A 24,484-nucleotide genomic window follows, 5' to 3' on the forward strand; every position below is an offset into this window, starting at 1 on the left:
AAGCGATCGCCGACGTCAACTTTTCCCCTTGAACGCTCGCCCGATCTGGCCTAGCCTTGAGTTGAGAAAAGGTTTTTCCAAACAATTCCGATCGGGCTCGGCCATTGGCCGGGCCTTATTCCGGCCCGTAAGAGAAAACCTTTTCCCAACTAAGGATTCTCGGCGCCATGGCAGCGGACGATCAGCCTGTTCCGGTCTTTCCCAAGCCCGTCACCTTGCGTGACGTGGCGGCGCGGGCCGGCGTCAGCGTCGCCACCGCCTCGAAAGCGCTCAACGACCAGGGGCGCATGACCGCCGAGACACGCGAGCGCATCCGCGAGACGGCGCGCAGCCTGGGCTTCCGGCCCAACAGCCTGGCGCAGAGCCTGCTGAGGCGCCGCTCCTTCACCGTCGGCCTGCTCACCAACGATACCTATGGCCGCTTCTCGCTGCCGCTGATGTCGGGCATTTCGGACGCGCTGGTCGACAATGGCGTCTCGGTCTTCCTGTGCAATGTCGAGGAGGATCCGCGGCTGGGCCAGCTGCATGTCGAGGCCATGCTCGACAAGCGCGTCGACGGCATCATCGCCACCGGAAAACGCATCGACCGCCATCTGCCCGTCGACCTCGCCAATCTGCGCATCCCGGTGATCTATGCCTTCACCCAGCCCGATCCCGACGCCGTCGCCTTCGTCTCGGACGATGCCGGCGGCGCGCGGCTGGCGGTCGAACATTTCTGCCGGCTTGGCCGCAGGCGCATCACCCATGTCAGCGGACCGGCGAGCTTTGCCGTGGTGCACGCCCGCGCCCAGGCCTATCGCGACGTGCTCGGCGAAAACGGCCTGCCGGTCACCGAGCCGCTGCTCGGCGCCTGGTCGGAAGCCTGGGGACATGAAGCGGTGGCGCAGCTGTTCGACGGCAGGAGCGAACGGCCCGACGCCGTCTTTTGCGGCAACGACCAGATCGCGCGCGGCGTCATCGATGCCCTGCGCGAGCGCGGCCTCGACGTTCCCGGCGATGTCGGCGTCATCGGTTTCGACAATTGGGAGATCGTCGCCGAAGCGACGCGCCCGCCGCTGACCTCGGTCGACATGAACCTGGTCGCCCTCGGGCGCGAGGCCGGGCTGACCCTGCTTTCCCTGGTCGGCGGTCAGCCCGCCGCGCCGGGCATTCGAAAACTGCCGTGCCGGCTGGTGGTGCGTCAGTCCTGTGGCCGCCCACCGGACGGCTGAAAACGAAAGCGCCGCGTGACCGGCGCCAAGCCGCGCACCGCGGCCAACCTTGGAGGAGGAGAACATGAGGAACCTGATTGCCAAACTGGCCCTTACCGCTGCCGTACTGGGCGGTGGTCTCGGCACTGCCGCCGCCGACACCGCCAACATCTGGGTGCGCGCCGACGGCTCGAATTTCATGCCGCGCATCGTCGACGCCTACAACAAGGCGCATAAGGACCAGATCAAGCTCGACATCATCCCCAATGCCGAGATCATCCCGAAATATGGCGCCGCCGCCGCCGGCGGCACGGCGCCCGACGCGCTGTCGCTCGACCTGATCTACACGCCCTCCTTCGCCGCCGCCGGCCAGCTGGAGGACATCACCGACTGGGCCAAGTCCCTGCCCTATTTCGCCAGCCTGTCGCCGGCGCATGTCAAGACCGGGACCTACAAGGACCACATTTACGGCCTGCCTTTCTCGGCCGACGCCTCGGTGCTGATCTGGAACAAGAAGCTGTTCAAGCAGGCCGGCCTCGACCCTGAGAAAGGCCCCACCAACTGGGCCGAGATCGCCGCCGATGCCGAGAAGGTCAATGCGCTTGGCGGCAACATCAAGGGCTTCTACTTCTCCGGCAATTGCGGCGGCTGCAACATCTTCACCTTCACGCCGCTGATCTGGGCCTCGGGCGGCGATATCCTGAGCGCGGACGGCTCCAAGGCGACGCTGGACAGCCCGCAATTGCGCGGCGCCATCGATCTCTACCGCTCGATGGTCAAGAAGGACCTGGTGCCGGCAGGCGCGCAGACCGACACCGGCGCCAATTTCTTTGCCGCCTTCGCCGCCGGCAATATCGGCATCTCGCCCTCCGGCGCCTTCGCCATCGGCGCGCTCAACACCCAGTATCCCAATGTCGACTACGGCGTCACCTTCCTGCCGGGCAAGGACGGCGGCTGGTCGTCCTTCGCCGGCGGCGACAATTTCGTCGTCACCAAGGGCACCAAGAAGCTCGCCGTGGTGAAGGAGTTCCTGGATTTCGCCTATTCGCTGGAAGGGCAGACCATCCTCGCCAAATATGGCAGCCTGCCGGTGCGCGGCGACATCGCCAAGGACGCGCTGAAGGATCTCGATCCGCGCTACCAGATCGCCGCCGAGGCCATGGCCAAGGGCAAGACGCCCTATTCGGTGGTGTTCAACGATCTGATCAACTCCGCCAACGGCCCTTGGACGCAGATGATCAACGAGGTCTTCTTCGGCGACGACGTCGACGGCGCCATCGCCAACGCGCAGGAGACCATGCAGTCGATCATCGACCAGGCGCCGCAGAAGTAGCGGCCGCCTGCCGGCCGCCCGCCTCTCTCCCTGGGCGGGTGGCCGGCGTGCTCCTTGCCCTCCCCCTTGTGGGGAGGGTCGCTGCGAAGCAGCGGGGTGGGGGTCTGCGCCAGTCCCCCACCCGGACCTGCGGTCCGACCTCCCCACAAGGGGGAGGTAGGGCGCCCAATTGGATCTGCGGAAGCCAGCCATGACCACCATCACCGCAAGCACCACCGCCCCGCCCCGCGCCCGAAAACTCGTCGGCGCCGGGCGCCGGCAATGGATCGGCCTGCTCTACGTCGCGCCGGCCGTGGCGCTGGTCATGGTGTTCTTCGTCATCCCGCTCGGCATGACGGCGTGGATGTCGCTGCACAACTGGCCGCTGATGGGCGAGCACGCTTTCATCGGGCTCGACAATTACTGGGCGATCCTGCGCGACACCAGGTTCTGGAACGCGCTGAAATTCACCGGCTACTATACGGTGGTCGTCACCATCGCGATCTTCGCCGTCGCCTTTCCCCTGGCGATCTTCATCGAGAAACCGCGGCCGCTGACCAACCTCTACCGCACCTTCTTCTTCATGCCGGCGGTGGTCGGTTTCGCCTCGGCGAGCCTTTTGTGGTCATGGCTGCTCAACGTCGATTCCGGCCTGTTCAGCCCGGCCGCCTACGACCTCGGCCTGATCGACAAGAAGTTCAACCTGCTCGCCACTTTCCAGCCGGCCTTCTGGTCGATCATCGCCATGGTGGTGTGGAAGGTCGCCGGCTTCACCATGATCATCCTGATGACCGGCCTGCAATCGATCCCGCAGGATCTGCAGGAGGCCGCCGTCATCGACGGTGCCGGGCCGTTCGCGCGGTTCCGGGCGATCACGCTGCCGCTGATGCGCCGCACGCTGGCGCTGGCGCTGATCCTGTCGGTGGCAGGCTCGATCCTTGCCTTCGACCAGTTCTACATCATCCTGCGCGGTGGGCCGCGCAACCAGACGCTGACGGCGGTCTACTGGATCTTCAACCAGTCCTTCGTCTCGTTCAAGCTTGGCTATGGCGCCGCACTCTCCATGGTGCTGCTGGTCATCCTGGTGGCGCTCAGCCTCATCCAGCTGTGGCTGCTGCGCAAGCCAGAGGGCCTCGACTGATGGCGCAGGCAATTTCAGCCCGAGGCAAGTTCGCCGCCCGCCTCGCCAGGCACTCCACCGGCATCATCGCCTCGGTGCTGTTCGTCGCGCCGATCGTGTGGACGGCGCTGTCGGCCTTCAAGCCGGCGGCCGAAGCGCGCCTGCCGCCGCTGCCGCCATGGCCGACGACGGGCTTCTCGCTCGAGAATTATGCCACGCTGAACTCCTTCGGCGACGGGCTGTGGGCCTCGGCGCAGAACAGCATCTATGTCTCGGTGATGACGGTCCTGCTGTCGGTCATCGTCAGCGTGCTGGCCGGCTACGGCTTTTCGCGCTTTCGCTTTCCGTTCAAGGACCTGTTCTTCGTCCTCATCCTGTCGACGATCATGATCCCGTTCCAGTCGATCCTCACGCCGATCTTCCTGGTGCTGACCAAGCTTGGCCTGCACAATACGCTGACCGGCCTGGTCGGCGTCTATGTAACGCTGCAATTGCCGTTCTCGATCTTCATGATGCGCAACGCCTTCGACGCGGTGCCGCGCGAGATCGAGGAGGCCGCCCGCATGGACGGCGCCGGCAACGCCACCATGCTTTTGAAGGTGATGCTGCCGCTGGTCTGGCCGGGCGTCGTCACCATCGCGCTTTTCGCCTTCCTCGGCGCCTGGAACGAATTCCTCGCCGCGCTGGTGCTGATGACCGACCAGTCGAAATTCACGCTGCCGGTGATGATGACGGCACTGCAGTCGGGCCGCTTCGGCGCCATCGACTGGGGCGCCGTGCAGGCGGGCGTCACCGTGATGATGGTGCCGTGCCTGATCCTGTTCCTTGCTTTGCAGCGCTTCTACATCCGCGGCCTGATGGCCGGGGCCGTGAAGTAATCGCCTGACGGCCTCGGCCGTCAACCAATCGATGGAATAATGGAGTGAGTTCATGACCGCATCGCCATCCCCCCGCCCCGCCACGAAGGGGAAGCCGAAACTTGCCTTCCGGCCGCTGCCGGTGCCGCAGGTCGATGTGCATGGCTTCTGGGGCGACCGCGCCGACGCGGTGGCGACCCGCACCGCCGACATCCTCTATGAGCGCTGCGTCGAGGCACGCATGCTGGAGCAGATCGACCCGGACCGCCCCTCGCCCGGCATCGTCATTCCCTTCCACTCGCCATCGCCCGATGAAGCGGACCGCCAGGGCGCCGAATTCACCGGCTCTACGGTGACGACGCAGATGTTCTGGGATTCCGATCTCGGCAAGACGATCGAGACCGCGGCCTATTCGCTCTACCGGCGCAAGAACCCGGAACTGGAGAAGAAGATCGACGCCGTCATCGACATGTACGGCAAGCTGCAGCAGGAGGACGGCTATCTCTCCAGCTGGTACCAGCGCATCCAGCCCGGCAAGCGCTGGACCAACCTGCGCGACTGCCACGAGCTCTATTGCGCCGGCCACCTGATCGAAGGCGCGGTCGCCTATTACCAGGCGACGGGCAAGCGCAAGCTGCTCGACATTATGTGCCGCTACGCCGACCATATCGCTTCGGTGCTAGGCCCCGAGCCCGGCAAGAAGAAAGGCTATTGCGGCCATGAGGAGATCGAGCTGGCGCTGGTCAAGCTGGCGCGGGTGACGGGCGAGCGGAAATACATGGAGCTGGCCAAATACTTCATCGACCAGCGCGGCCAGCAGCCGCATTATTTCGACGAGGAAGCGCGCGCCCGTGGCGCCGACCCCAGGGCCTATCATTTCAAGACCTATGAATACAGCCAGTCGCACAGGCCGGTGCGCGAGCAGGACAAGGTCGTCGGCCATGCGGTGCGGGCCATGTACCTCTATTCGGGCATGGCCGACATCGCCACCGAATATGGCGACGATAGCCTGCGCGTCGCCCTCGACCGGCTGTGGGACGACCTCACCACGAAGAACCTCTACATCACCGGCGGGCTCGGCCCGTCGGCGCACAATGAGGGTTTCACCAGCGACTACGACCTGCCCAATGAGAGCGCCTATGCCGAGACCTGTGCGGCGGTAGGCCTGGTGTTCTGGGCAAGCCGCATGCTCGGCATGGGCCCGAACGCCCGCTACGCCGACATGATGGAGCGCGCGCTCTACAATGGCTCGATCTCCGGCCTGTCGCTCGACGGCTCGCTGTTCTTCTACGAGAACCCGCTGGAAAGCCGGGGCCGGCACAACAGGTGGAAATGGCACCGTTGCCCCTGCTGCCCGCCCAATGTCGGGCGCATGGTCGCCTCGATCGGCAGCTATTTCTATAGCCTGGCGGACGATGCGTTGGCCGTCCACCTCTATGGCGACTCCACCGCCCGCTTCGACATTGCGGGCACGCCGGTGAGCCTGACGCAGGCGAGCCGCTACCCCTGGGACGGCGCCGTCGAGATCACGGTCGATCCGCAAGCGCCGGTGGAGTTCACACTGCACCTGCGCATCCCGACATGGAGCACCAGCGCGATGCTTCAGATCAATGGCGAGGCGGTCGACCTCGAAGACATGACCAGCGACGGCTATGCCGCGATCCGGCGCAGCTGGAAAAAGGGCGACCGCGTCCGGCTCGACCTCGAAATGCCGATCGAGCGGCTCTACGCCAATCCCGAAGTCCGGCAGGATGCCGGCCGCGTCGCGCTGTCGCGCGGGCCGCTGATCTACTGCGTCGAGGCATCGGATAATGACAGCCGGCTGCATCGCCTGACCCTGCCGCGTACCGCAGGCATCGAGGCGCATGAAGCGCCCGGACTGCTGGGCGGCGTGGTGACGCTTTCGGCCATGGCGCGAGCCGATGCCGGCGACGGCTGGCAGGCCGGGCTCTATCGCTCCGAACCGCCGGCCAGCGTCGAGACGCGGCTGACCGCCATCCCGTATTACGCCTGGGACAATCGCGAGCCCGGCGAGATGCTGGTGTGGCTGCGGGACGGCTGAGGCTCGCCTGTTTCAAAAATCGCTCTGGCGAGTCATATGATGGTGGCAATGGTGGCGACATTCAGCTCAAATCCGTTCCTCATGGCAAACAACTGTATGATGGGCCGGCAGGCAGGAGAGCGAACTCATGCGCCATTTTACTGAATTTCCACCTGGAAGAGCTATTGATCTCGAGTTTAATATTCAATGTTCGGCGACTGGCCCTGAAGAAATAGACGAGCCAATCAGAATGATTATCAAGGGCTATGAACTGAAAACGCTGAAAGACAACAAGAGCCGGGTATTTGTGATTTACGAGTCAATTTATTCAAAAACAGAAATATTTGGTGGCGTCAGGATAATTGAAGATGTAATCGGCCATCAACGCACCACTACTGTTGGAGATATCCTTGAGATGAAGGATTTTTGCAGATTTACCGGATCGAATTTCGAGTTCTTACGATACCTCGGTTCGGGGGTCGTCGGCTCTTCAAGCTTGCTAGAGAGCCATCGTGTTGTGGCGTTGGCGCGGGATGATGACCTTCATGCAAAAATAGAAATACCTGAAGACGTTCAGAGGAATCGATCTGGGATGATCATCTTGGCTGACAGCAAGGACGCGTTCATCCGATAAGCTCTCCGGCAGCAGGCAGCGCCGTCTTCGGTGCCGCTTGCGGCGCGCTGTTGTCGATATGCGCCCAGGCCGGCCGCTCGAACAGGAACATGCCGAAGCCAAAGCGTTTGACGATGAAGTAGAGCACCACAGGGCTGATGATCGAGACCAGAAGCACCGCCAGGCTGAGCATGCCGGTGTCGGTCAGCAGGCCGCTTGCCAGCGCAGCGCCACGAAAGAGCGACATCGGAATGGTGAAGGCGACATAGACGACCAGCGAATGTTCGCCGAGCCAGCGGAGCCATTCCATGACAGGGAATGTCGACAGCAAGCCGCCAAGCACGCAGAGCGCCACCGCGCCGGCGACGGCCAGGGTGAGATGCAGCGGCGGCCATGCCGCCAGCCCCATCTGCATACCGACCGGATGCATAGCATATCCAGGCGAATAGACGAGCAGACCGTTCACGATCGCCCACACAAGCAGGCCGGCGACGGCCAGCATCGGGCGGGGTTGCGTCCACTCGACGAGGCGGAACACCAAGGGTGCCATGACGAAGCCGACATAGAAGAACACGAAATAAGCCGCGAACTGTTCAACCGCATAGCTGTCGGGATGCGGCGCCCACATCTGCAGGGCGGCGGCGATCGGGATGACGATCCAGGCGGGAACGCCGAACTGCCGCAAGAGCTTGGCCACAAGGCCAAACACCGCCAGCATGTAGATGAACCACAGCACGCCATAGGGTTGGACGACGGCCATTGCGAGGTCATGCAGCATGCCGCCGGGATCGCGGCTGAAGATGCCGATCTTCAGCCCGATCGAGATGATCGCCCACAGCACGTAGAAATAGAGATAATGGACGACGCGCCGGTCGATGTAACGCCGCCACGGCCGGTCGATCACCTGCGACAGGAACAGGCCTGAGATCAGGAAGAATTCCGGCATGCGGAACGGCGTAGCAAAGCCGATGACATAGTGCAGGAAGCCGACACCGCCCGTGTACTCGCCCGTATTGTAGGCCGAGTACATCATGACCACGAGGATGATCGAGAGGCCTTTGGCCGTGTCCACCCACGGCATGCGCATCGGGCTGTTCATGGCAAATCCATTCGGGGCCGGCCAACGAGGCCAGCCATCATCCCGAGATGTCTAGCACCATCAAGCTTCCCAGATCGTAAACACGGATGGTCTTGGGGGCTTGGCTGACTGCGGCCTGCGGGCCGCTCCTGCCATGTTGAAGTCATTGGCAATCTTCTGCCGTCAGCGCTGCCCCTCACCTGCCTGTGCCGGCATCCTCTCCCCGTAAACGGGGCGAGGGAAGCTGTTGTCGCTGCTTTCGCCAATCGCCAGCGTTGCAGAAAAGTCGCCGGCGGCGCTGCCAGCCCCTCTCGCCCCGTTTACGGGGAGAGATGTCCGGCAGGACAGTGAGGGGCAGCGCCGACGTTGACCGCTATGCGTATTGGCGATGACACAGCAGAATTACTTCCGCCCCTTCGACTTGTTCAAAGCCACGGCAGCCCGCACCAGCGCCTTGAACGCGTCCTCGTTGACCTCTTCACCCTTCTGGAAATCAATGGCCCGCCGCGTATTGCCGTCGAGGCTGGAGTTGAACAGCCGCGTGGGGTCGGGCAGCGCCGCGCCCTTGGCGAAGGTGAGCTTGACGACGCTCTTGTAGGTCTCGCCGGTGCAGATCATGCCGTCATGCTCCCACACCGGAACCCCGCGCCATTTCCAGGTCTCGACGACATCGGGATCGGCTTGATGGATGAGCCCGCGCAGCCGGCCAAGCATGTCGCCGCGCCAGTCGCCGAGTTCCGTGATCCTGCCGTCGATCAGTTCGGAGGGAGATTTGCTCTCTTGCGATACGGTCATGCTGTTTCTCCTCGAGACATGAACAATAAAGCGCTCACATGCGCTCGCCAGGCAATTGGCTGGCCTGCTTCACCCAGGCGCTGAATTGCGCCTCGTCGAACGCGTCGTCCTCATGAATGTCGAGGTAGCGCGTTTCCTCGCTCCTGGATTCGCCCGGCGGCACCGGCTTCAGCGACGCGCCGCGAAAGAAGGCCACCTTGATGTATCTTGTGAAGCAATGGACGCCGAGGAACCAGCCCTCGCCTTCGATGCCATAGAGCGGCGAGTTCCACTTGACCGCCTTGTGCACGCCGGGCACGGCGCGCTCGATGAGCGCATCGAGCCGCCCGCCCATCTCGCGCTTCCAGCCCGGCATGGCCGCGATATAGGCCTGGACGGGAGCATCGCCATAACCCTTGGCGATTTGCGGATTGCCGCCTGAAAGCAGCTTCGGCTCAGCCTTGGCCGGGGTCGACTTGGCCATGCGCTTTCCTCCTATCCGTTGGCCCGCTCTGTGCTGCGTCCTTTCGCGACATAGGGCAGCACGAACATATAGAGGCCGCTGAACAGCATAAGGAAGAGCGGCGGCAGCGGCGAATAAACCACCCAGGCGGGCGGCTGTCCAAACGCCATGGTGACGAAATTGGCGACGACGGTCGCCGTGAAGACGATCGACAGCCAGCGATGCGCTTGCCTGATCCATGTGCTCCAGTCCAAGATAACCTCCCGTGAAAAATGCATAAAACCAGCGGGGCGCGCTGCTACCAGCGCGCCAGTTCGGTGATCTGGATGAGATTGCCGCAGCCGTCGCTCAGCTTGGCGATGGTCGAGCCGGTCGCCTCGGTCGGCGCCATGGCGAAATTACCGCCGCGCGCCTTGATGCGCTCATGATCGCCCTTGATGTCGTCCGTGAAGAACATCACCGCCGGCTGGCCCTGCTCGAACATCGCCTGCTGATAGGCCTTTGCCGCCGGCTGGTTGTTGAGCGCCAGTTGCAGCTCGGTGCCCTCGGGCTCATCAGGCGAGGCGACCGTCAGCCAGCGGAACGGCCCATTGCTGAAATCGGCCTTCTTGGCCAGGCCGAGCACGCCGGTGTAGAAGGCAAGCGCCCTTTCCTGGTCGTCGACATAGATGCTGGTCAGTTTGATCTTCATCGTCTTTCTCCATAGGTTTTGCTGGCGGCCAAGCCGCCCGGTGAAGTCAAGTGTTGGGTTCAATGGGCCCGGTCAGTCAGTCCGGTCGAGAAGCTGCTCCAGCTTCTCGAAGAATTGCGGCCAACCCATCTTGGCGCCGCCATAGGCGCGCCGCTGCTCCGGCCGGAAGCCGGATTGTTCCATGCGCAGATGTGTCCCGGACGAGGTCGGGGTGAGCGTGAAGGTCACCACGCTTTGCAGATTGAACGCCGGATCCGGGTGCGCGAGGTTCCATGTGTAGGACAGCGTCTTGTTGGGCTCGACGGCCAGCACCTCGCAGTCGAGCATGCCGCCCCAATCGGCGCTGATGTTGAAGCGGTGGCCGACAGCGGGCTTGAAATCGTTTTTCATCAGCCACTCCTCGATCAGATGCGGTTGCGTCAGCGCGCGCCAGAGTTTTTCCGGCGGATGGGATATCTGCCGCTCGACGACGACAGTGCGGTTTTCAGTGGCACTATCGTTCACTGGTCCATCCTTTTGAGCAAATCCTCGAGATCATCGAACCGAGCCTCCCAAAACCCGGCCATCTCACGTGTCCAGTCCATCAGCGGCGCCAGCGCGCCGAGCTGCGCGCTGTAATGCGTCTGGCGGCCCTCGTGGCGGTCGCGCACCAGCCCGGCCTGCTTGAGCACGCCAAGATGCTTCGACACGGCCGGCTGCGAGACGCCGGACTGGCTCGTCAGCGCCCCCACCGTCTGTTCGCCCTGGCGGCACAGCCGTTCGAAGATCGCCCGCCTGGTCGGATCGGCGAGCGTCCTGAAGAGCATGTCATGGGTATCCGGCATCTCAGATCGATAACCCGTTGGCTATTGGTTGACGTATAACCGCAGGGATATATGTTCGTCAAGCGGTAGATTGCAGCGCCCGAAGTATCGGCGGACGGCTAGCCTGCCGCATGCGCTCGCCCGATCTCCTGCGCCACCAGTTCCTGCAACTGCCACAGATTGCGGTCGCGTATGCCGCAAGCGTCGAGGTGGCGGATCGTCTCGAACAGATATTGCGCACCCGAGCCCCAGTGGCCGACGGCCCTGGCCAGCGTCGCCGCCACGGCAGGCTTGTCGAGCTTGCCGGCATAGCGCGGATTGGCGGGATCGACGACGAAGCCGAGCGCCCGGCTCGCCCGGCCCTCGGTGCTGACCTGCAGCCAGCGCGGCACGTTGACTGCGGGCAGGATGGTCATCTCGCGACGCAGCAGCGCTTCCAGATTTTCGGCGACCGGCTCGGCGATTTCGAACACCATGCCCTGGCACTGGCCGCCACGGTCGAGCGCCATCATCAGGCCGGGCTGTTCGAGCGTGCCGCGAAAGCGCTGCACCGTGAAGCAGAACGACCGGTGCCAGCCCCGCGCCACCGCGCGTTCGCCACCCCTGACCTCGCCCGCCGGCTTCCACAGCAGCGAGCCATAGGCGAACAGCTTCAGCTGTCCAGGCGGTGCCGAGGCCAGGATCCCGTCGCGGAACCGCGCATAGTCGGCGTCCGTCATATGGACCATGCCCGGCGTCGGCCCGGCATCCTCGACCACCCGCATGGTCCGCGCCACCAGCGCCTCGGTCAGCGCCATCGGCGCCTTGCGCGGTACGGACTTGCCCGGTGCGACGGAAATGGCCTTGCTCATCCTTGCGCTCCCAGCCTTGCCGCCATGTTGCCGAAGGCTGGGGGATTCTCAAGGGCGACCGGCACGAAATCCGCCGGCTGATGCCGGGCGTGCGCGGCACGCAAGCCCGGCAGGTCTGCTCTAGTGCTTGGTGCTCTTGCCGCCAATGGGGATGCGCTTCGCCTTGCTCTGCGCCTTCTCGGACTTCGGCAAGCTCACGGACAGAACGCCGTTGCGGAAATCGGCCGCGACCTTGTCCTCCGCGACTTCGAAGCCGATCGGGATGCGACGTTCGAAGCGGCCATAGAACCGCTCGGAGAACTGACGCTCCTTGTCGTCGGTTTCGGAGTGTTTTTCGCCGCGCAACGTCAGGACGCCATCATCCAGCAACACCTCGATGTCCTTCTCCTCCATGCCGGGTATCTCGGCTGTCACGCGGATCTCCTTGTCCGTTTCGGAGATTTCCACGCTGGGCCAACCGGTGCCGGCGGAAGAGAACCTGCCCATGGACGGAAGCCGCGACTCGAAGCCGCGGAACATGTCGTCGACCAGGCGGCTCATCTCGCGATGCAGGCCCATGAACGGGTCCCGGTCGGCATCGCGCAAGAGGCTCGGAGACTGGCTGGTGTCGCGGCTCCACGGCATGAGATCACGAATGGTCATTGCATTTTCTCCTTTCTTGATCCTGTTTCTGGTACGTTCGTACGCACTGGCTGCCATGCTCCGGAGGACAACGCGCCGTCTGAAGCCGGCATCGCTCCCCGCCCCATCTGTGCTGCTTTTTTGGCTCTGCTTCTGGTCCGATCCGCTCAACCTTTGGGAACGCCCTCGCCCAGTCGCGGGTCTCCTGCAACGTCATCGCTTCCGGCACATGATGCCCGAGTTCGACGGTCACGAGACCACCGCCCCGCGCGCCGCCCGCGTCTGCACCGGCTCATCTGGCGGCGGCATGGTCGATCTGGGGTTCGTTGCGAGGGGGTCAAGACCTGGTAATGCAATGTGATCGTGGAAAGCAAAGCGCGCCTAACGCCTCATGCACCCGGCGATATCCTCATAGACCTGGTCAGCATTAGAAAACATGGGCTTGAGCGGCTGGCTGCACGATGTGCGCGAGCGACCGCCGTTGTGTTCGGCGATCGTTGCAACCGCCTGATTGGATTCAGGAATGCCGCGACGCCGGCTAAGGGCTTCTGGCCTGGGTTGAATCGTTCTGCCGCATCGGCTCCACCGTCCATCCGAGCTGATCCATGAAGTGGACGAACCGCCGCACAACGGCATCGGGCGTCGCCTCCCTGTGCCATTGTCGTCGCGCGATCCTCGTGTCGACATAGCGGAATTCGATCCGCCCTGAATGCAGCGGGCTCACCCTCAAATAGGGTCCGGAATAGGGCTCGACATCGACCTGCTGGATGCAGAGGTCGAACATGGATGTCCACCCGTACAGAACCGAGCTCAAGGGACCGCTTGCTATGAACGAGGCAAGCGCCTCCACACCGCCGAACGCCGAAGCGAATAGATTGGCTGGTGTGAAGCGCCTCTCTCGAATGGAAGCGACAATATCTGGCCAGCAGTTCTGCATCGGCTGAAGGTGCGGGGACGGGGCGCGGCTTGTCAACAGGACGAGTGGCGCGCGTCAGGCTCAGCGGCTGTGACCGCCAGCTACGACACCAGCGGCATCGGCACCTTCAGCCCGTCGATCAGCGCATCTCGAAACAGCGCGATCGGCCGGGCGAGCCGTCCCGCCGGCGGGCGGTGCAGCAGCCAGGCGCGCACTTGCGGCGTGAAGTCTGGGCAGTCGAGCACCTCGACCTTGTCGCGCCAGCGGCTGTCGGCGAAGGCGCCGGGCGTGACGATGCCGATGCCATGGCCGCGCGCCACCAGCGACATTCTGAGGTCGACGCTGAGCGCCTCCACCCCGACCTGGAATGGCAGCCTTGCCGCCTCGAAACTCTGGCGGATGAAGGCGCGGAAGCCGCAGCCGTTTTCGTTCATCACCCAGGCAAAGCGCGACAGGTCGGCGAGCTTCGCCGGCTTCGGCACGCCAAGGCTGGGGGACGCGACCAGCAGCACCGATTGCGCGCCGAGATCGTCGCAGGCCAGCTCGTCCGGCGGCGCCAGGCCTTCGGCGAGGCACACCGCCACGGCGTCGAGCTCGCTGCGCGCCACCTGCTCCACCAGCCTTGGCGACCAGCCCGAGGTGATGCGCAGCGTCAGTTGCGGAAAAGCGGCGCGCAGGGTGTCGAGCGGCACGGCAAGTGCGGCGTCGGAGAGATAGGGCATGACGCCCAGGCGGAACTCGCCCTTGACCTCGCCTTGCGGCGACACGCCCGCCCTGAGATCCTCCAGCGAGCGCAGCACCCGCCTTCCATGCTCATAGGCCTCGCGCCCGGACGCCGTCGGCTTCAGCGGCTTCGACTGGCGGTCGAGCAGCGCTGTCGCCAGCCCATCCTCCAGATTCTGGATGCGGCGGGTGACGCCCGGCTGCGTCAGGTTGAGCCTGGCCGAGGCGCCGACGATCGAGCCGGTTTCCACCACGGCGATGAAGGCTTCGAGGTCATGGATGTTCATGCACATCTCGCATAATCATTATCGAATTGATTGAATTGTAGCATGATAATGCTTCAGCATAAAGTCCTCTCACAATATGCAAACTTTTGAGGACTCAATGCTCGACACCAAGGACGGCCAGCTGTGCGAGCGGCTGCCCGCCGGCACCATCACCGGCCCGCAGACGCTGCTCTTCGCCACCTCCACCGGCATCATCGTCACCAATCTGTTCGCGTCGCAGACGCTGGTCGGGCTGATCGGCCCGTCGCTCGGCGCCAGCGCCGCCAGCGTCGGCCTCGTCGCCATGGCCACGCTGCTTGGCTATGCCGCCGGCCTGTTCTTCCTGGTGCCGATGGCCGATCTCGCCGAAAACCGCGCCCTGATCCTGCGCATGCTGGCCGCGGCCGCCCTTGCGGCTGGCGTCGCCGCCTCCGCACCCACCATCGGCTCGCTGCTGGTCGTCCTGTTCATCCTTGGCGCAGCCTGCTCGGCGATCCAGATCCTGGTGCCGATCGCCGCCTCGATGGCGCCGCCCGGCGAGGCCGGCCGCGTCATCGGCGATGTGATGAGCGGACTGATGATAGGCATCCTTCTGGCGCGGCCGCTGGCCAGCCTGATCGCCGACGCCTGGGGCTGGCGCGCCTTCTATGGCCTCAGCGCCGCCGCGCTCGTCCTGCTCGCCGGCGTGCTCGCCTTCACCTTGCCGCTACGCCGCGCGGAAGCAAAATCGACCTATGGCGCGCTGATCGTCTCGCTGTTCGGCCTGCTGCGCGACGAGCCGGTGCTGCGGCGGCGCGCACTGACGGCGGCGCTTGTGATGGCGGCGTTCAGCCTGTTCTGGACGGCGGTCGCCTTGCGTCTTGCACAGCCGCCTTTCGGCCTTGGCCAGCGCGGCATTGCCCTCTTCGCGCTCGTCGCCGCCGGCGGCGCCGTGGTCACGCCGCTGTTCGGCCGCGCCGGCGACCACGGCTGGACACGATCCGCCACCATCTTCTGCCATCTGGTGCTGATCGGCGCGATGGCGCTCGCCGCCTGGGCCGGCGCCTCTCAGTCCGAAGCGTCATGGCAGCCGCTGGTGCTGATGGGCGTCAGCGCCGTGCTGCTCGACATTGGCGTCACCGGCGACCAGACGCTCGGCCGCCGTGCCGTCAACCTGCTTCAGCCCCAGGCGCGCGGCCGCCTCAACGGCCTCTTTGTCGGCATCTTCTTCATCGGCGGAGCCGTCGGCTCATTGCTGGCCGGTGTCGCCTGGAGCTGGGGCGGATGGACTTGCGTGTGCACCATCGGCGCGGTCTTTGGCGCCGCCGCGCTGCTGGTCGACTGGATCGGCGGACCGGAATGATCGGACGTTCTCAGAACCGTGCCGAGAAACTCGCCTTGAAGGCGTTCTCCATCGCGCCTGAGGCGAACTGGCCGTCATAGGTGAAGCCGAGCCGGCTTGCCTGGCCGACGGCGAGATCGATACCGGCCTGCAGCGCCAGCGCATCCCTTGCAATCGGCACGCCGGTGACCGTGAAGGAGTCGCCGCCGGCAAAGGACCGCCGCGCTGCCGGCAGGTCGGCAAAGGCGTGACGCCAGCCAAGTGACGCACGCGCCTCGAGCGCCGAGCCGCCGATCGTGATCTTCCGCGAGACCCGCGCGCCGAGCGTGGTGAAGGTGGCGTCATTGCCGATGCCATCCGAGGCAAGTGCGGCGGCTCCCCCTTCCTCGCCAAAGCCATCGGTCGACAGATGGACATAGGCCAGCCCCGCGAACGGCTCGACTTTGAGTGCCCCGACATCGAAAGCGCGCGACGCCTCGCCGAACAGCTGCACGGTGCTTGCGCCATAGCTTGCTTTCAGTTGGTCGCTGAAGCCGGAAAAGGCCGGATTGCGCGTGGTGTTGATGTCGTGGTGGGTGTAGCCGGCGCCGAACTTAAGCTGCACGTTGCCGATCATGCCACCGCCATAGGCGCCAAAATGCACGCTGGTGATATCCGCCGAGGAAGCGCGGTCGTCGACATCGAGCTCGGTGACGCTGATGCCGCCGAGGAAGCCGAGCGTCCAGCCGTCTCCCACAGCGCCGTCCGCGCCGGCGAAGAAGGCGCCGGTGCTGGCATCGACATCGGCGGCATTGCCGTCGCTGCCGAGTGAGCGGGCAAGGCCGGTGCCCTGCATCCAAAAGCCCCTCGCCCCGGGCTCGGCGATTGCAGCACCCGTCCGCGCCAATGCGGCGTCGCGCAGCAACCGGCTTTCGTCGAGCAGCAGGCCGGACACGGCCGCGTGCACTTCGCCCGACAGCTGGTCGAAGGCAAAGCGCGCGCCGTCAGCCGAAAGCGGGGCCACGGCGTTATAGACCGGGTTGCCGGCGCCGAGCGCCTCGATGCCGCCGGCCGCCGCCTTCTGGTTCGGCGTTTCGGCGACGGACGAGAAGTCGACCGCGTTGCGGGTCAGCGTCAGCACGACATTGTTGCCGTCGCCGCCGGTGTAGGTCACGTTGGGCGTCAGGAAGGCGTAGACATGGCTGATCGCGGCGAACGGACCGGTCACCGCGCCGGCGCCCTGATTGTCAATGATGGTGTAGGTCTGGCTCGGCTGCCAGCCGGTGCCGGTGAGTTCATGCAAAGCGAGCGTGCCGCCGGTCACGTCGACAGTGCCCGTCACCACGACCTTGTCGGCACTAGCGGTGTCGACCTCGATGTCGAGCGTGCCGGCCAGCCTGTAATTGCCATTGATGGTCTGCGTGCCGATCGAGGCGCCGGGCGCATGATGGCCGCCGGCCTGGATGGTCACGGTGCCGCCGGCCAGCCCTCCGATCGAACCATTGCCGCCAAGCGTCGCGCCGCTCGCCACTCTAAGATCGGCCGAGCCCAGCGAGCCGTCGACCTGCAGGATGCCGGCGTTGACGGTCGTGGTGCCAAGATAGGTGCTGGCGCCCGACAGGATCAGTCTGCCGGTGCCGTCCTTGGTGAAGCTGCCCTTGGCCAGCGCCCCGCCATCGGAGATGACGGCCGAAATCGTCTCGTCGAGGTTGAGCGCCCCGGTCTTGAGCATGTGCGCTCCGAGCGCGATGTCACCGGCGCCGGAGACCGAGCCCAGCGAAACGCAGTTGCACAGGCCCGCCGCGTCGAAGGTCGAGAGATCGAGCTTGCCGCCGGCCTGGTTGATGATCTTCGCCGCATCGGATGTGTTGTCGCCGCGGAACGCCGTGGCGCCGCCGCCCTGGTTGGTGATGACGGCCGAACCGGCGCTGCTGCCGGCCAGGAACACCGTCCTGCCGTTACCCTGATTGGTGATGGTAGCGGTGCCCGCGCTCGACTGGTTGTCGAAGACGACGGAACCGTTCTGCGTCGAGATCGACAGGCCGCCGGCGCTGACCTGGCCGGCAAAGCGCAACACCGGCTTCAGCGTTGCCGCCGGCGCGCCCGACACCGAAACCCCACCGGTGCCGAGCGCGCCATTGGCCGCCGCAACGAGTTCGCCCTCCTTGATGGTCGAACCGCCCTGGTATGAATTGGCCACGCCCAGCGTGAGTTTGCCGTCGCCGAGCTTGACGATGCCGCCCGTGCCGGCGATGCCGACATTGATGATGGCGCTGTTGACGCTGGCCCCGGGATCGGCGGCGACGATGATCTCCGTGGCGGCTGAATTGGTCACCAATGCGCCACCGGCGCCGGCCGACAGCGTGTAGGTCCAGTCCGTCGGATGCGAGACGAAGCGCAGGCCGGTGAAAGTCTGCGAACCGACCACCGTCACGGTGCCCGGCGTGCCGGCGAACACCGCCTTCTGGCCGGCCCAGGCGGCGTTGATGTCGCCGGCGGCATTGGTCCAGTTGGTGCCGGAAGCATTCCAGGTGCCATTTCCGCCGCGCCCATTGGCGATCACGCCGGGCGTCATGTTGGCGCCGTCCCAATATTGTTCGCCCGCACCCGTCGCAACCAGCAGGTTGACCACGCCGCCGCCGCTCTGGATCGACCAGTCGCCCGGGTTGAAGCCCGGCGGCACGGTGCCGATGACGAGGCCGTTATTGGTGAACGTGCCGCCATAATTGGCGATGCGATAGGTGCCATTGCCGAAGCCGCCGGCGTCGCTCACCGAAAGCTTGCCGTCCAGCGTCAGCGCACCGGTGACGTCGAACAATGGCGTGGTGCTGGCCGCGCCCAGCGAGACATTGAGGTTCGAGGTGTCGTTGAGCGCCAGCGAGGCCATGGTCAGCGTCTGGCCGGCGACGCCGAGCAACGTGCCGCCATTGGCGATTGTCGTCGCGCCGAGCGTGCCGGCGCCGCCGAGCGTGCCGCCGGCATTGACCTGGAACGAGCTCGACGCCATCGAGCCGTTGACGGCAAGTGTGCCGGCATTGACGTTGGTGGCGCCGGAGAAATTCTTGTTGCCGGTGATGGTCATCGCGCCCGGGCCTTGCTTGGTGAAGGTGCCCGTGCCGTTGATCTGCCCCTGGTAGAGCGTGTCCGCCGCGGCACCCGCGGTGAGCGTGCCTGTCCGGATCTCGAGCCGGCCATAGCCGGAAAGATCACCGACAGTCTGGTTGAACCCGTTGAGGTCCAGGACACCACCATTGCCGATGATCGCGCCTGTCGTGGCCAGCCGGTCGTTGCCCCCCAATATGAGGCTGCCGAACGACAGCTTGGTGCCGCCGGTGTAGGTCTGCACGCTGCTCAGCGTCAGCGAGCCATTGCCGCTCTTCTCGAAACTGCCCTCGCCCGAAATGACGCCGGAATAGGACGGCGTGCCGTTGAAGAACACCGACAGCTTGGCATGGTTGACATAGTCGCCGACGAGCGCGCCATCGGTCGAGAAATTGCCGATCCTGAGATCGCCTGAATTGATGATCGTGCCGCCGCTGTAGCTGTTGGTGCCGGTCAGCGTGACCATGCCGGTACCGTTCTTGACCAGCGAACCATTGCCGCTGACGGCACCGGCATAGGTGACGTTGGCCGAGGAACGATTGAAGATCAGCGTGCCATTGTTGGTGACATTGCCGGTGATACCGCCCGTCGTGCCGCCATTGCCGAGCTGCAGCACCGCGCCGGCGCTGATGGTGGTGAGCGGGGTGTAGGTGTTGTCGGCGGTGAAGATGGTGGTGCCGGCAATGACGTTGACGGCGCCCGGCCCGTTGCCGTCGATCTTCGGCGCGAAGACATAGTTGCTGGAGGTGTGGTTGAAATTGATCGCTTGCGGCGCCGTGGCTGTGGTCGAGAATATCGCGGTTGCCGCCTCGAGCGTGCCTGGCGCAGCAGCCGGGCTGGCGGCGGCGGCGCCGATGTTGAGCGTGCCCGACGAACCGGCCAGGGCGCCGATGCCGACCGTACCGGTGCCGCCATTGACCCTGACGACGCCGCCGTCGGCGATGGTCAGCGTGCCCTTGCCGGCGCCGCCGATGGTAAGCCCCTGCAGGTCGCCGGCACCGGAGCCAAGCGTGTCGCTGATCGTCCAGAGCGAACCCGCGCCGGTCACCGTGACCATGTCGGCGGTGGCTGCCGTGGCGTCGCTGGCGCTGGCGATGTTGGTATAGCCGGTGTTGAGCTTGCCGCCGCCCGAGACCGTCACCGTTGCGGTCGAATTGGTGGCGTTGCCGAGATAGAGGCGGTAGGGCGTGGTGAAGCTCGACCCCGCGCCGTCGATCGTGATCGCCGCCTTGGAATTGGCTGTGTTGGCGATCCTGGCGTCGCCGTTGAGGAACCCGCTGGCGGTGGAATCGATCAGCACCGTGCCGCCGGCCAGCACGTTGAGTTCCGAGGTCTGGCTGGTCGCGCCCATCGCCAGCGGCACATTGCTGTAGGCGCCCGTGATCTTCCACTGCGAACCGGCGCCGGTGACCGTCACCTTGCCGTTGACGATGTTGGCCGCGGTGCTGGCCCCAACCGTGTAGGTGGTGGTGAGCTTGCCGCCGCTGGAGACGGTCAGCGTGCCGGTCGCCGTCTGGCCGACGAACAGATTGCCGGTCGACCATGATGCGCCGCCCGAGACCGTGGCGGTGCCGACGCCGCTGGTGCCGACATTGCCGCCGACATAGGTGCGGATGGTGGTCGCCGTGGCATTGTCGAGCAGCTGGAAATCGCCCTTGCCGGTCGCGCCGATGACGAACTGGGTGGCTATGGATCCGGTCATGGCGAAGTTGGAACCGCTGCCGGTGACGATCAGCTGGCCGTCCGCAAGCGCGGAACTTTCGCCGACCATCACATTGCCGCTGGACGACAGCCTGCCGCCGGCCTCGACCCCGACGCGGCCCACCGCGCCGGCATCGGCCGAGATCGACAGGAAATTGTTCGTCCATTGCGATCCCGCGCCCGTGATTGTCACCGTGCCGGAGGAGGACGGGTTGTTGGCGACGACACCGCCGGCGCTGGTGATCTTGCCGCCGGCCGACACGGTCAGCGTGCCGGTGCCGAAATCGCCGACGATGAGATAATTGCTCGCCACCGACAGCGTGCCGGCGCCGGTGACCACAAGCGCCCCGTTCGAACCGGCCGAGCTGCCGATATTGATTGTCCTGGCCGCGGCACCGGCCGAACCGACGGTCGCGGTGTTGACGCCGGCACTGTTGATGGTGAGGTCATCGCCGGCGCTCGGCACCGAGGACGGTGTCCAGTTGCCCGACGTGAACCAGTTGCCCGAGCCAGACCCATTCCAGGTCAGCGAGGCGCCCAGCGCCAGGGACGAACTGGACATGAGCAGCCCCGCCAGCCCCAGCGCGAGCGAGGCACATCGGCCTGCCATCGGTCGATTGTCCATTCCGTCCCTGCCCCCACGGCTTGCAGGCCGGCTGTCCGACCCGCGCAACATCCCCTCGGGCGCACCGGCCGGTGGCCCTCCGAAACGCTAGAGGCGTGCGCCGATCGTCGATACCGGCAGTTAGGGACAGATACGGACAATTCAGGACAACGCCGCGTCATCCGGCCCGCAATGGCGGCCCCGGTGCTCTCGTCGGGGCGAAATTGCTCCGGTCGCGCCGACAGGCGAATCGCCGCGCTTCGATACAGCGGCCAGCGGGGAACAATGTTGCCGGCAAACTGTTTTAGTTCTTGCCGGAGGCTGCCATGAACGATGCGTCGGCGACGCCCGTGGGTCCCGTCCTTTCATCGACGGAGCGCGTGAACACGCTGTCGCATTTCCACCGCGCCGAGATCGCGCGCATGGCCGGCTGGCGCGATCGGCTCGACAGGACCACGAACTGGGCGATCACCGTGGTGGCGGCGATGCTCTCGGTCTCGCTGTCGACGGCCAGCGCCCATCATGGCGTGCTGTTGTTCGCCATGCTGCTGATCCTGCTGCTTTTGTGGATCGAGGCGCGCCGCTATCGCTTCTTCGACTTCTACCGGGCCCGCGTGCGCCAGTTCGAGCGCCACTATTTCGCGCAGATCTTCTCCCCGCAGCCCGACTTCGCCTCGGATTGGCTGCTCATCGTCGGCGAAGGCCTGCGCGCGCCAAAATTCCTGCTGTCGCAGCGCGCCGCCCTGGCTCGCCGTCTGCGCCGCAATTACATCTACCTCTTCTTGATCCTGCTCTTGGCATGGGTGCTGAAAATATCGACGCCCAGCCTTCAGGTCGGGGGTGTCGGCACAGGCTTCGTCGGCTCGCTGCGCTATGCCGTCGACAGCGCCGCCCTTGGCCCCATTCCCGGCGTGGCGATCGTGGCCGGCGTGGCGGCATTCTATGCCTGGCTGTTCGCCATCGTCCTCTTCGCGTCAGGCGGCGACGGCGAGCTCACCTTTGGTGACGTCCACGTCTGACTTCGAATTCGGGCAACCGGCGGCTGCAACGCAAAGGCCGGCTATGCGTTGTCATGGTCAGTCCGCCGCGACGTTTGAGGGACCCCATGAACCGGCAACCGGCAACGACGTCAGGCCGCCTCGCGGCCACCCTCGTGCTGGCTACCGTTGCCCTTGCGCCGGTAAGCCGCGCCTTCGCCGCCCAGGCGCCCGGACATGCCTCTGGCATGGGCGGCTCGGCCGAGGGCCTGTTCGTCGCCGAGATCGTGCTTCTCCTGCTGGTTGGACGAGGCCTCGGCGAAATCTTCCAGCGTTGCGGCCAGCCGGCGATCATGGGCCCGTTGATCGGCGGCATCCTGCTCGGTCCCTCGCTGTTCGGCTGGATATGGCCCGACGCCCAGCACCTGATCTTCTCCAGCGATCCGGCGCAGAAGGGCATGATCGATGCGGTCTCCCAGTTCGGCATCCTGCTTCTCCTCCTCCTGACCGGCATGGAGACGGATCTGCGCCTGGTGCGCCGCGTTGGGGTGGCCTGTTTTTCGATCTCGATCACCGGCGTCGTCGTGCCTTTCGCCTTGGGCTTCGCGCTGGCGCATTTCCTGCCGGACTCGCTGCTGCCCGACCCGAGGCAACGCGTCGTCGCCGGCCTGTTCCTCGGCACGGCGCTGTCGATCTCCTCGGTCAAGATCGTCGCCATGGTGGTGCGCGAGATGAACTTCATGCGCCGCAATCTCGGCCAGGTCATCATCTCCTCGGCCATCATCGAGGACACGATCGGCTGGCTGGTCATCGCCATCACCTTCGGCATAGCCACCCATGGCAGCCTGCAGGTCGTGCCGCTCATCACCACCGTGGCCTCGGTGGCGCTGTTCATGGTGTTCTCCTTCACCATCGGCCGCCGGCTTGTCTTCACGCTGATCCGCTGGAGCAACGACTCTTTCCGCAGCGAATATGCCGTCATCACGGTCATCCTCATCATCATGGGCGTGATGGCGCTGATCACCAACCTGATCGGCGTCCACACCGTGCTCGGTGCCTTCGTCGCCGGCATACTGGTCGGGGAATCGCCGATCCTGTCCGACCACATCGAAAGCCAGTTGCGCGGCGTCATCACCGCCCTGTTCATGCCGGTGTTCTTCGGCATGGCCGGCCTGTCCGCCGACCTCACCGTGCTCACCGATCCGACGCTGGCGCTGCTGACCCTGGCATTGGTCGCCATCGCCAGCATCGGCAAGTTCGGCGGCGCCTTCCTCGGCGGCCGGCTGGCCGGCATGTCGCTGAAGGAGGCCACCGCCGTCGGCAGCGCCATGAACGCCCGCGGCTCGACCGAGGTCATCGTCGCCAGCATCGGCCTGTCGATGAACATCCTGTCCCACAATCTGTTCACGATGATCGTCACCATGGCCATCATCACGACGCTCGCCATGCCGCCCATGCTGCGCTGGGCGCTCGGGCGCCTGCCGGTCGGCCATGCCGAGAAGCAGCGCGTCGACCGCGAACTGCTCGACGAGCGCGGCTTCGTTTCCAGGCTGGAGCGCCTGCTGCTGCTGGTCGACGACAGCCCGGTCGGCAAGTTCACCGCCTACCTGGCAGGCCTGGTCGGCGGCGGCAGCGGCATGCCGACCACCCTGCTTCATCTCCAGGACGGCGGACTCGCCGGGCAGGTCGGCGACAAAGGTCCGGAGCGTGCGTCAAGGGAGGTCAAGAAAGGCGCCGCCAGGAGTGCGAGGGCCATCAGCAAGGCCGAGGACACGCTTGTCGACAAGGTCCATCTCACCGCCCGCACCGAGCTTCAAGCCAGCGCCGAGACGATCGCCGCGGAAGCCCGCAAGGGCTATGGGCTTCTGCTGGTCGGACTGGAGAACACGCTGACCGACAAAGGCACCTTCAGCGGCGTGCTGAAGGACATCAGCAGCGGTTTCGACGGCCCGCTCTGCCTCGTGCTGAACGGCACCAAGGCCGATGGGAAGATGCCGGCGCTGCGCGCCGGAACGACGATACTGGTCCCCGTCAACGGCACCGAGGTCGCGCGCCGCGCCGCCGATTTCGCGCTGGCGCTGGCGCGCCCGCACCGGGCTCGCGTCAAGGTGCTCTATGTCTCGCAAGTCAGGCAGGGCAACCGGCCGGGCACGGTTTCGCACCGCCGGGAGGAAGCCGTGCTCAAGGATGTCGCCGATCTCGCGGATCGCTACGGCGTCACCGTAGACACCGCAATCCGCACCCGGGCCACGCCGGACAGGGCTATCGCCAGGGAGGTGGCCAAAGGGGCCGCTATGGTGGTCATGGGTGTCACCCAACGGCCGGGCGAAGAGCTGTTCTTCGGCGACACGGCGACAGCCGTGCTCGCCGCGGTCGCCTGCCCGGTCGTGCTGCTGGCCAGCGAACGCGTCAAGCGGGCCAATGCCAACGCCGATGACGCGGCAGCCGAAATCAGTGGCTGATATTTCGGCCGGGCTATCG

21 protein-coding genes are annotated in these 24,484 nt (G+C 65.3%); 9 read left to right on the forward strand and 12 right to left on the reverse strand.

What is annotated here, in order from left to right; all coding sequences use genetic code 11:
- Window positions 1–167: 167 nt before the first annotated feature.
- From QQK95_RS07725 to QQK95_RS07750, 6 genes are all read left to right on the forward strand, one after another.
- Window positions 168–1,211: a LacI family DNA-binding transcriptional regulator gene (locus QQK95_RS07725; RefSeq protein WP_284270636.1), complete on the forward strand. Its 1,044-nt coding sequence runs from the start codon at window positions 168–170 to the stop codon at window positions 1,209–1,211.
- 64 nt (window positions 1,212–1,275) lie between these two features.
- Window positions 1,276–2,523 (forward strand): ABC transporter substrate-binding protein, encoded by a 1,248-nt coding sequence (locus QQK95_RS07730; RefSeq protein WP_284270639.1) that lies wholly within the window; start codon window positions 1,276–1,278, stop codon window positions 2,521–2,523.
- A gap of 190 nt (window positions 2,524–2,713) precedes the next feature.
- Window positions 2,714–3,643 (forward strand): carbohydrate ABC transporter permease, encoded by a 930-nt coding sequence (locus QQK95_RS07735; RefSeq protein ID WP_284270641.1) that lies wholly within the window; start codon window positions 2,714–2,716, stop codon window positions 3,641–3,643.
- Complete coding sequence (locus QQK95_RS07740; protein ID WP_038648472.1) at window positions 3,643–4,500, forward strand: carbohydrate ABC transporter permease; 858 nt, start codon at window positions 3,643–3,645, stop codon at window positions 4,498–4,500. Before QQK95_RS07735 ends, QQK95_RS07740 begins: the two co-directional genes overlap by 1 nt.
- A 52-nt stretch (window positions 4,501–4,552) precedes the next feature.
- Window positions 4,553–6,541: a glycoside hydrolase family 127 protein gene (locus QQK95_RS07745; protein ID WP_284270645.1), complete on the forward strand. Its 1,989-nt coding sequence runs from the start codon at window positions 4,553–4,555 to the stop codon at window positions 6,539–6,541.
- A 127-nt stretch (window positions 6,542–6,668) separates the two neighbouring features.
- On the forward strand, window positions 6,669–7,154 hold the full coding sequence (locus tag QQK95_RS07750; RefSeq protein ID WP_284270647.1) for a hypothetical protein: 486 nt from the start codon (window positions 6,669–6,671) through the stop codon (window positions 7,152–7,154).
- Here the strand turns inward: QQK95_RS07750 and QQK95_RS07755 are convergent.
- The 11 genes from QQK95_RS07755 to QQK95_RS07805 form a co-directional block, all read right to left on the reverse strand.
- Window positions 7,144–8,232 (reverse strand): acyltransferase family protein, encoded by a 1,089-nt coding sequence (locus QQK95_RS07755; RefSeq protein WP_284270649.1) that lies wholly within the window; start codon window positions 8,230–8,232, stop codon window positions 7,144–7,146. The two genes, QQK95_RS07750 and QQK95_RS07755, sit on opposite strands and share 11 nt — an antisense overlap.
- A 381-nt stretch (window positions 8,233–8,613) precedes the next feature.
- Complete coding sequence (locus QQK95_RS07760) at window positions 8,614–9,006, reverse strand: DUF1801 domain-containing protein (protein WP_284270651.1); 393 nt, start codon at window positions 9,004–9,006, stop codon at window positions 8,614–8,616.
- A gap of 34 nt (window positions 9,007–9,040) precedes the next feature.
- Window positions 9,041–9,469: a DUF1801 domain-containing protein gene (locus tag QQK95_RS07765; protein ID WP_284270653.1), complete on the reverse strand. Its 429-nt coding sequence runs from the start codon at window positions 9,467–9,469 to the stop codon at window positions 9,041–9,043.
- 11 nt (window positions 9,470–9,480) lie between these two features.
- Window positions 9,481–9,702, reverse strand: a complete 222-nt coding sequence (locus QQK95_RS07770) for a hypothetical protein (protein ID WP_284270654.1) — start codon at window positions 9,700–9,702, stop codon at window positions 9,481–9,483.
- 44 nt (window positions 9,703–9,746) lie between these two features.
- On the reverse strand, window positions 9,747–10,139 hold the full coding sequence (locus QQK95_RS07775; RefSeq protein ID WP_284270656.1) for a VOC family protein: 393 nt from the start codon (window positions 10,137–10,139) through the stop codon (window positions 9,747–9,749).
- 72 nt (window positions 10,140–10,211) lie between these two features.
- The gene (locus tag QQK95_RS07780) at window positions 10,212–10,643 is read right to left on the reverse strand and encodes an SRPBCC family protein (protein ID WP_284270658.1); all 432 of its coding nucleotides are present in this window, start codon (window positions 10,641–10,643) and stop codon (window positions 10,212–10,214) included.
- Window positions 10,640–10,963 (reverse strand): ArsR/SmtB family transcription factor, encoded by a 324-nt coding sequence (locus QQK95_RS07785; RefSeq protein ID WP_010910781.1) that lies wholly within the window; start codon window positions 10,961–10,963, stop codon window positions 10,640–10,642. Before QQK95_RS07785 ends, QQK95_RS07780 begins: the two co-directional genes overlap by 4 nt.
- 98 nt (window positions 10,964–11,061) lie before the next feature.
- The gene (locus tag QQK95_RS07790) at window positions 11,062–11,793 is read right to left on the reverse strand and encodes a gamma-glutamylcyclotransferase (RefSeq protein WP_284270669.1); all 732 of its coding nucleotides are present in this window, start codon (window positions 11,791–11,793) and stop codon (window positions 11,062–11,064) included.
- A gap of 120 nt (window positions 11,794–11,913) precedes the next feature.
- Window positions 11,914–12,435: an Hsp20/alpha crystallin family protein gene (locus QQK95_RS07795; protein WP_284270725.1), complete on the reverse strand. Its 522-nt coding sequence runs from the start codon at window positions 12,433–12,435 to the stop codon at window positions 11,914–11,916.
- Window positions 12,436–12,952: 517 nt separating this feature from the next.
- Window positions 12,953–13,198: a hypothetical protein gene (locus QQK95_RS07800; protein WP_284270671.1), complete on the reverse strand. Its 246-nt coding sequence runs from the start codon at window positions 13,196–13,198 to the stop codon at window positions 12,953–12,955.
- Window positions 13,199–13,431: 233 nt separating this feature from the next.
- Complete coding sequence (locus QQK95_RS07805; protein WP_284270673.1) at window positions 13,432–14,340, reverse strand: LysR family transcriptional regulator; 909 nt, start codon at window positions 14,338–14,340, stop codon at window positions 13,432–13,434.
- A 97-nt stretch (window positions 14,341–14,437) separates the two neighbouring features.
- On the opposite strand from QQK95_RS07805, the gene QQK95_RS07810 reads away from it, so the two are divergent.
- Window positions 14,438–15,661, forward strand: coding sequence for an MFS transporter (locus QQK95_RS07810; RefSeq protein WP_284270675.1), 1,224 nt, complete (start codon window positions 14,438–14,440; stop codon window positions 15,659–15,661).
- A gap of 10 nt (window positions 15,662–15,671) precedes the next feature.
- Here the strand turns inward: QQK95_RS07810 and QQK95_RS07815 are convergent, their stop codons facing one another.
- Window positions 15,672–20,984: an autotransporter domain-containing protein gene (locus tag QQK95_RS07815; RefSeq protein WP_284270677.1), complete on the reverse strand. Its 5,313-nt coding sequence runs from the start codon at window positions 20,982–20,984 to the stop codon at window positions 15,672–15,674.
- A gap of 368 nt (window positions 20,985–21,352) precedes the next feature.
- On the opposite strand from QQK95_RS07815, the gene QQK95_RS07820 reads away from it, so the two are divergent.
- Both QQK95_RS07820 and QQK95_RS07825 read left to right on the forward strand, forming a co-directional pair.
- Window positions 21,353–22,045 (forward strand): DUF2270 domain-containing protein, encoded by a 693-nt coding sequence (locus QQK95_RS07820; protein ID WP_284270680.1) that lies wholly within the window; start codon window positions 21,353–21,355, stop codon window positions 22,043–22,045.
- 86 nt (window positions 22,046–22,131) lie between these two features.
- Window positions 22,132–24,465: a cation:proton antiporter domain-containing protein gene (locus QQK95_RS07825; RefSeq protein WP_284270682.1), complete on the forward strand. Its 2,334-nt coding sequence runs from the start codon at window positions 22,132–22,134 to the stop codon at window positions 24,463–24,465.
- The last annotated feature ends 19 nt before the right edge of the window (window positions 24,466–24,484 follow it).

Source organism: Mesorhizobium huakuii (assembly GCF_030160235.1).
Taxonomy (GTDB): domain Bacteria; phylum Pseudomonadota; class Alphaproteobacteria; order Rhizobiales; family Rhizobiaceae; genus Mesorhizobium; species Mesorhizobium huakuii.

Excerpts from the sequence above, each read along its gene's own strand:
- QQK95_RS07725 (WP_284270636.1), top strand. The coding sequence starts at position 168 with ATGGCAGCGGACGATCAGCCTGTTCCGGTCTTTCCCAAGCCCGTCACC.
- QQK95_RS07730 (WP_284270639.1), top strand. The coding sequence starts at position 1,276 with ATGAGGAACCTGATTGCCAAACTGGCCCTTACCGCTGCCGTACTGGGC.
- QQK95_RS07735 (WP_284270641.1), top strand. The coding sequence starts at position 2,714 with ATGACCACCATCACCGCAAGCACCACCGCCCCGCCCCGCGCCCGAAAA.
- QQK95_RS07740 (WP_038648472.1), top strand. The coding sequence starts at position 3,643 with ATGGCGCAGGCAATTTCAGCCCGAGGCAAGTTCGCCGCCCGCCTCGCC.
- QQK95_RS07745 (WP_284270645.1), top strand. The coding sequence starts at position 4,553 with ATGACCGCATCGCCATCCCCCCGCCCCGCCACGAAGGGGAAGCCGAAA.
- QQK95_RS07750 (WP_284270647.1), top strand. The coding sequence starts at position 6,669 with ATGCGCCATTTTACTGAATTTCCACCTGGAAGAGCTATTGATCTCGAG.
- QQK95_RS07755 (WP_284270649.1), bottom strand. The coding sequence starts at position 8,232 with ATGAACAGCCCGATGCGCATGCCGTGGGTGGACACGGCCAAAGGCCTC.
- QQK95_RS07760 (WP_284270651.1), bottom strand. The coding sequence starts at position 9,006 with ATGACCGTATCGCAAGAGAGCAAATCTCCCTCCGAACTGATCGACGGC.
- QQK95_RS07765 (WP_284270653.1), bottom strand. The coding sequence starts at position 9,469 with ATGGCCAAGTCGACCCCGGCCAAGGCTGAGCCGAAGCTGCTTTCAGGC.
- QQK95_RS07775 (WP_284270656.1), bottom strand. The coding sequence starts at position 10,139 with ATGAAGATCAAACTGACCAGCATCTATGTCGACGACCAGGAAAGGGCG.
- QQK95_RS07785 (WP_010910781.1), bottom strand. The coding sequence starts at position 10,963 with ATGCCGGATACCCATGACATGCTCTTCAGGACGCTCGCCGATCCGACC.
- QQK95_RS07790 (WP_284270669.1), bottom strand. The coding sequence starts at position 11,793 with ATGAGCAAGGCCATTTCCGTCGCACCGGGCAAGTCCGTACCGCGCAAG.
- QQK95_RS07795 (WP_284270725.1), bottom strand. The coding sequence starts at position 12,435 with ATGACCATTCGTGATCTCATGCCGTGGAGCCGCGACACCAGCCAGTCT.
- QQK95_RS07800 (WP_284270671.1), bottom strand. The coding sequence starts at position 13,198 with ATGTTCGACCTCTGCATCCAGCAGGTCGATGTCGAGCCCTATTCCGGA.
- QQK95_RS07805 (WP_284270673.1), bottom strand. The coding sequence starts at position 14,340 with ATGAACATCCATGACCTCGAAGCCTTCATCGCCGTGGTGGAAACCGGC.
- QQK95_RS07810 (WP_284270675.1), top strand. The coding sequence starts at position 14,438 with ATGCTCGACACCAAGGACGGCCAGCTGTGCGAGCGGCTGCCCGCCGGC.
- QQK95_RS07815 (WP_284270677.1), bottom strand. The coding sequence starts at position 20,984 with ATGTCCAGTTCGTCCCTGGCGCTGGGCGCCTCGCTGACCTGGAATGGG.
- QQK95_RS07820 (WP_284270680.1), top strand. The coding sequence starts at position 21,353 with ATGAACGATGCGTCGGCGACGCCCGTGGGTCCCGTCCTTTCATCGACG.
- QQK95_RS07825 (WP_284270682.1), top strand. The coding sequence starts at position 22,132 with ATGAACCGGCAACCGGCAACGACGTCAGGCCGCCTCGCGGCCACCCTC.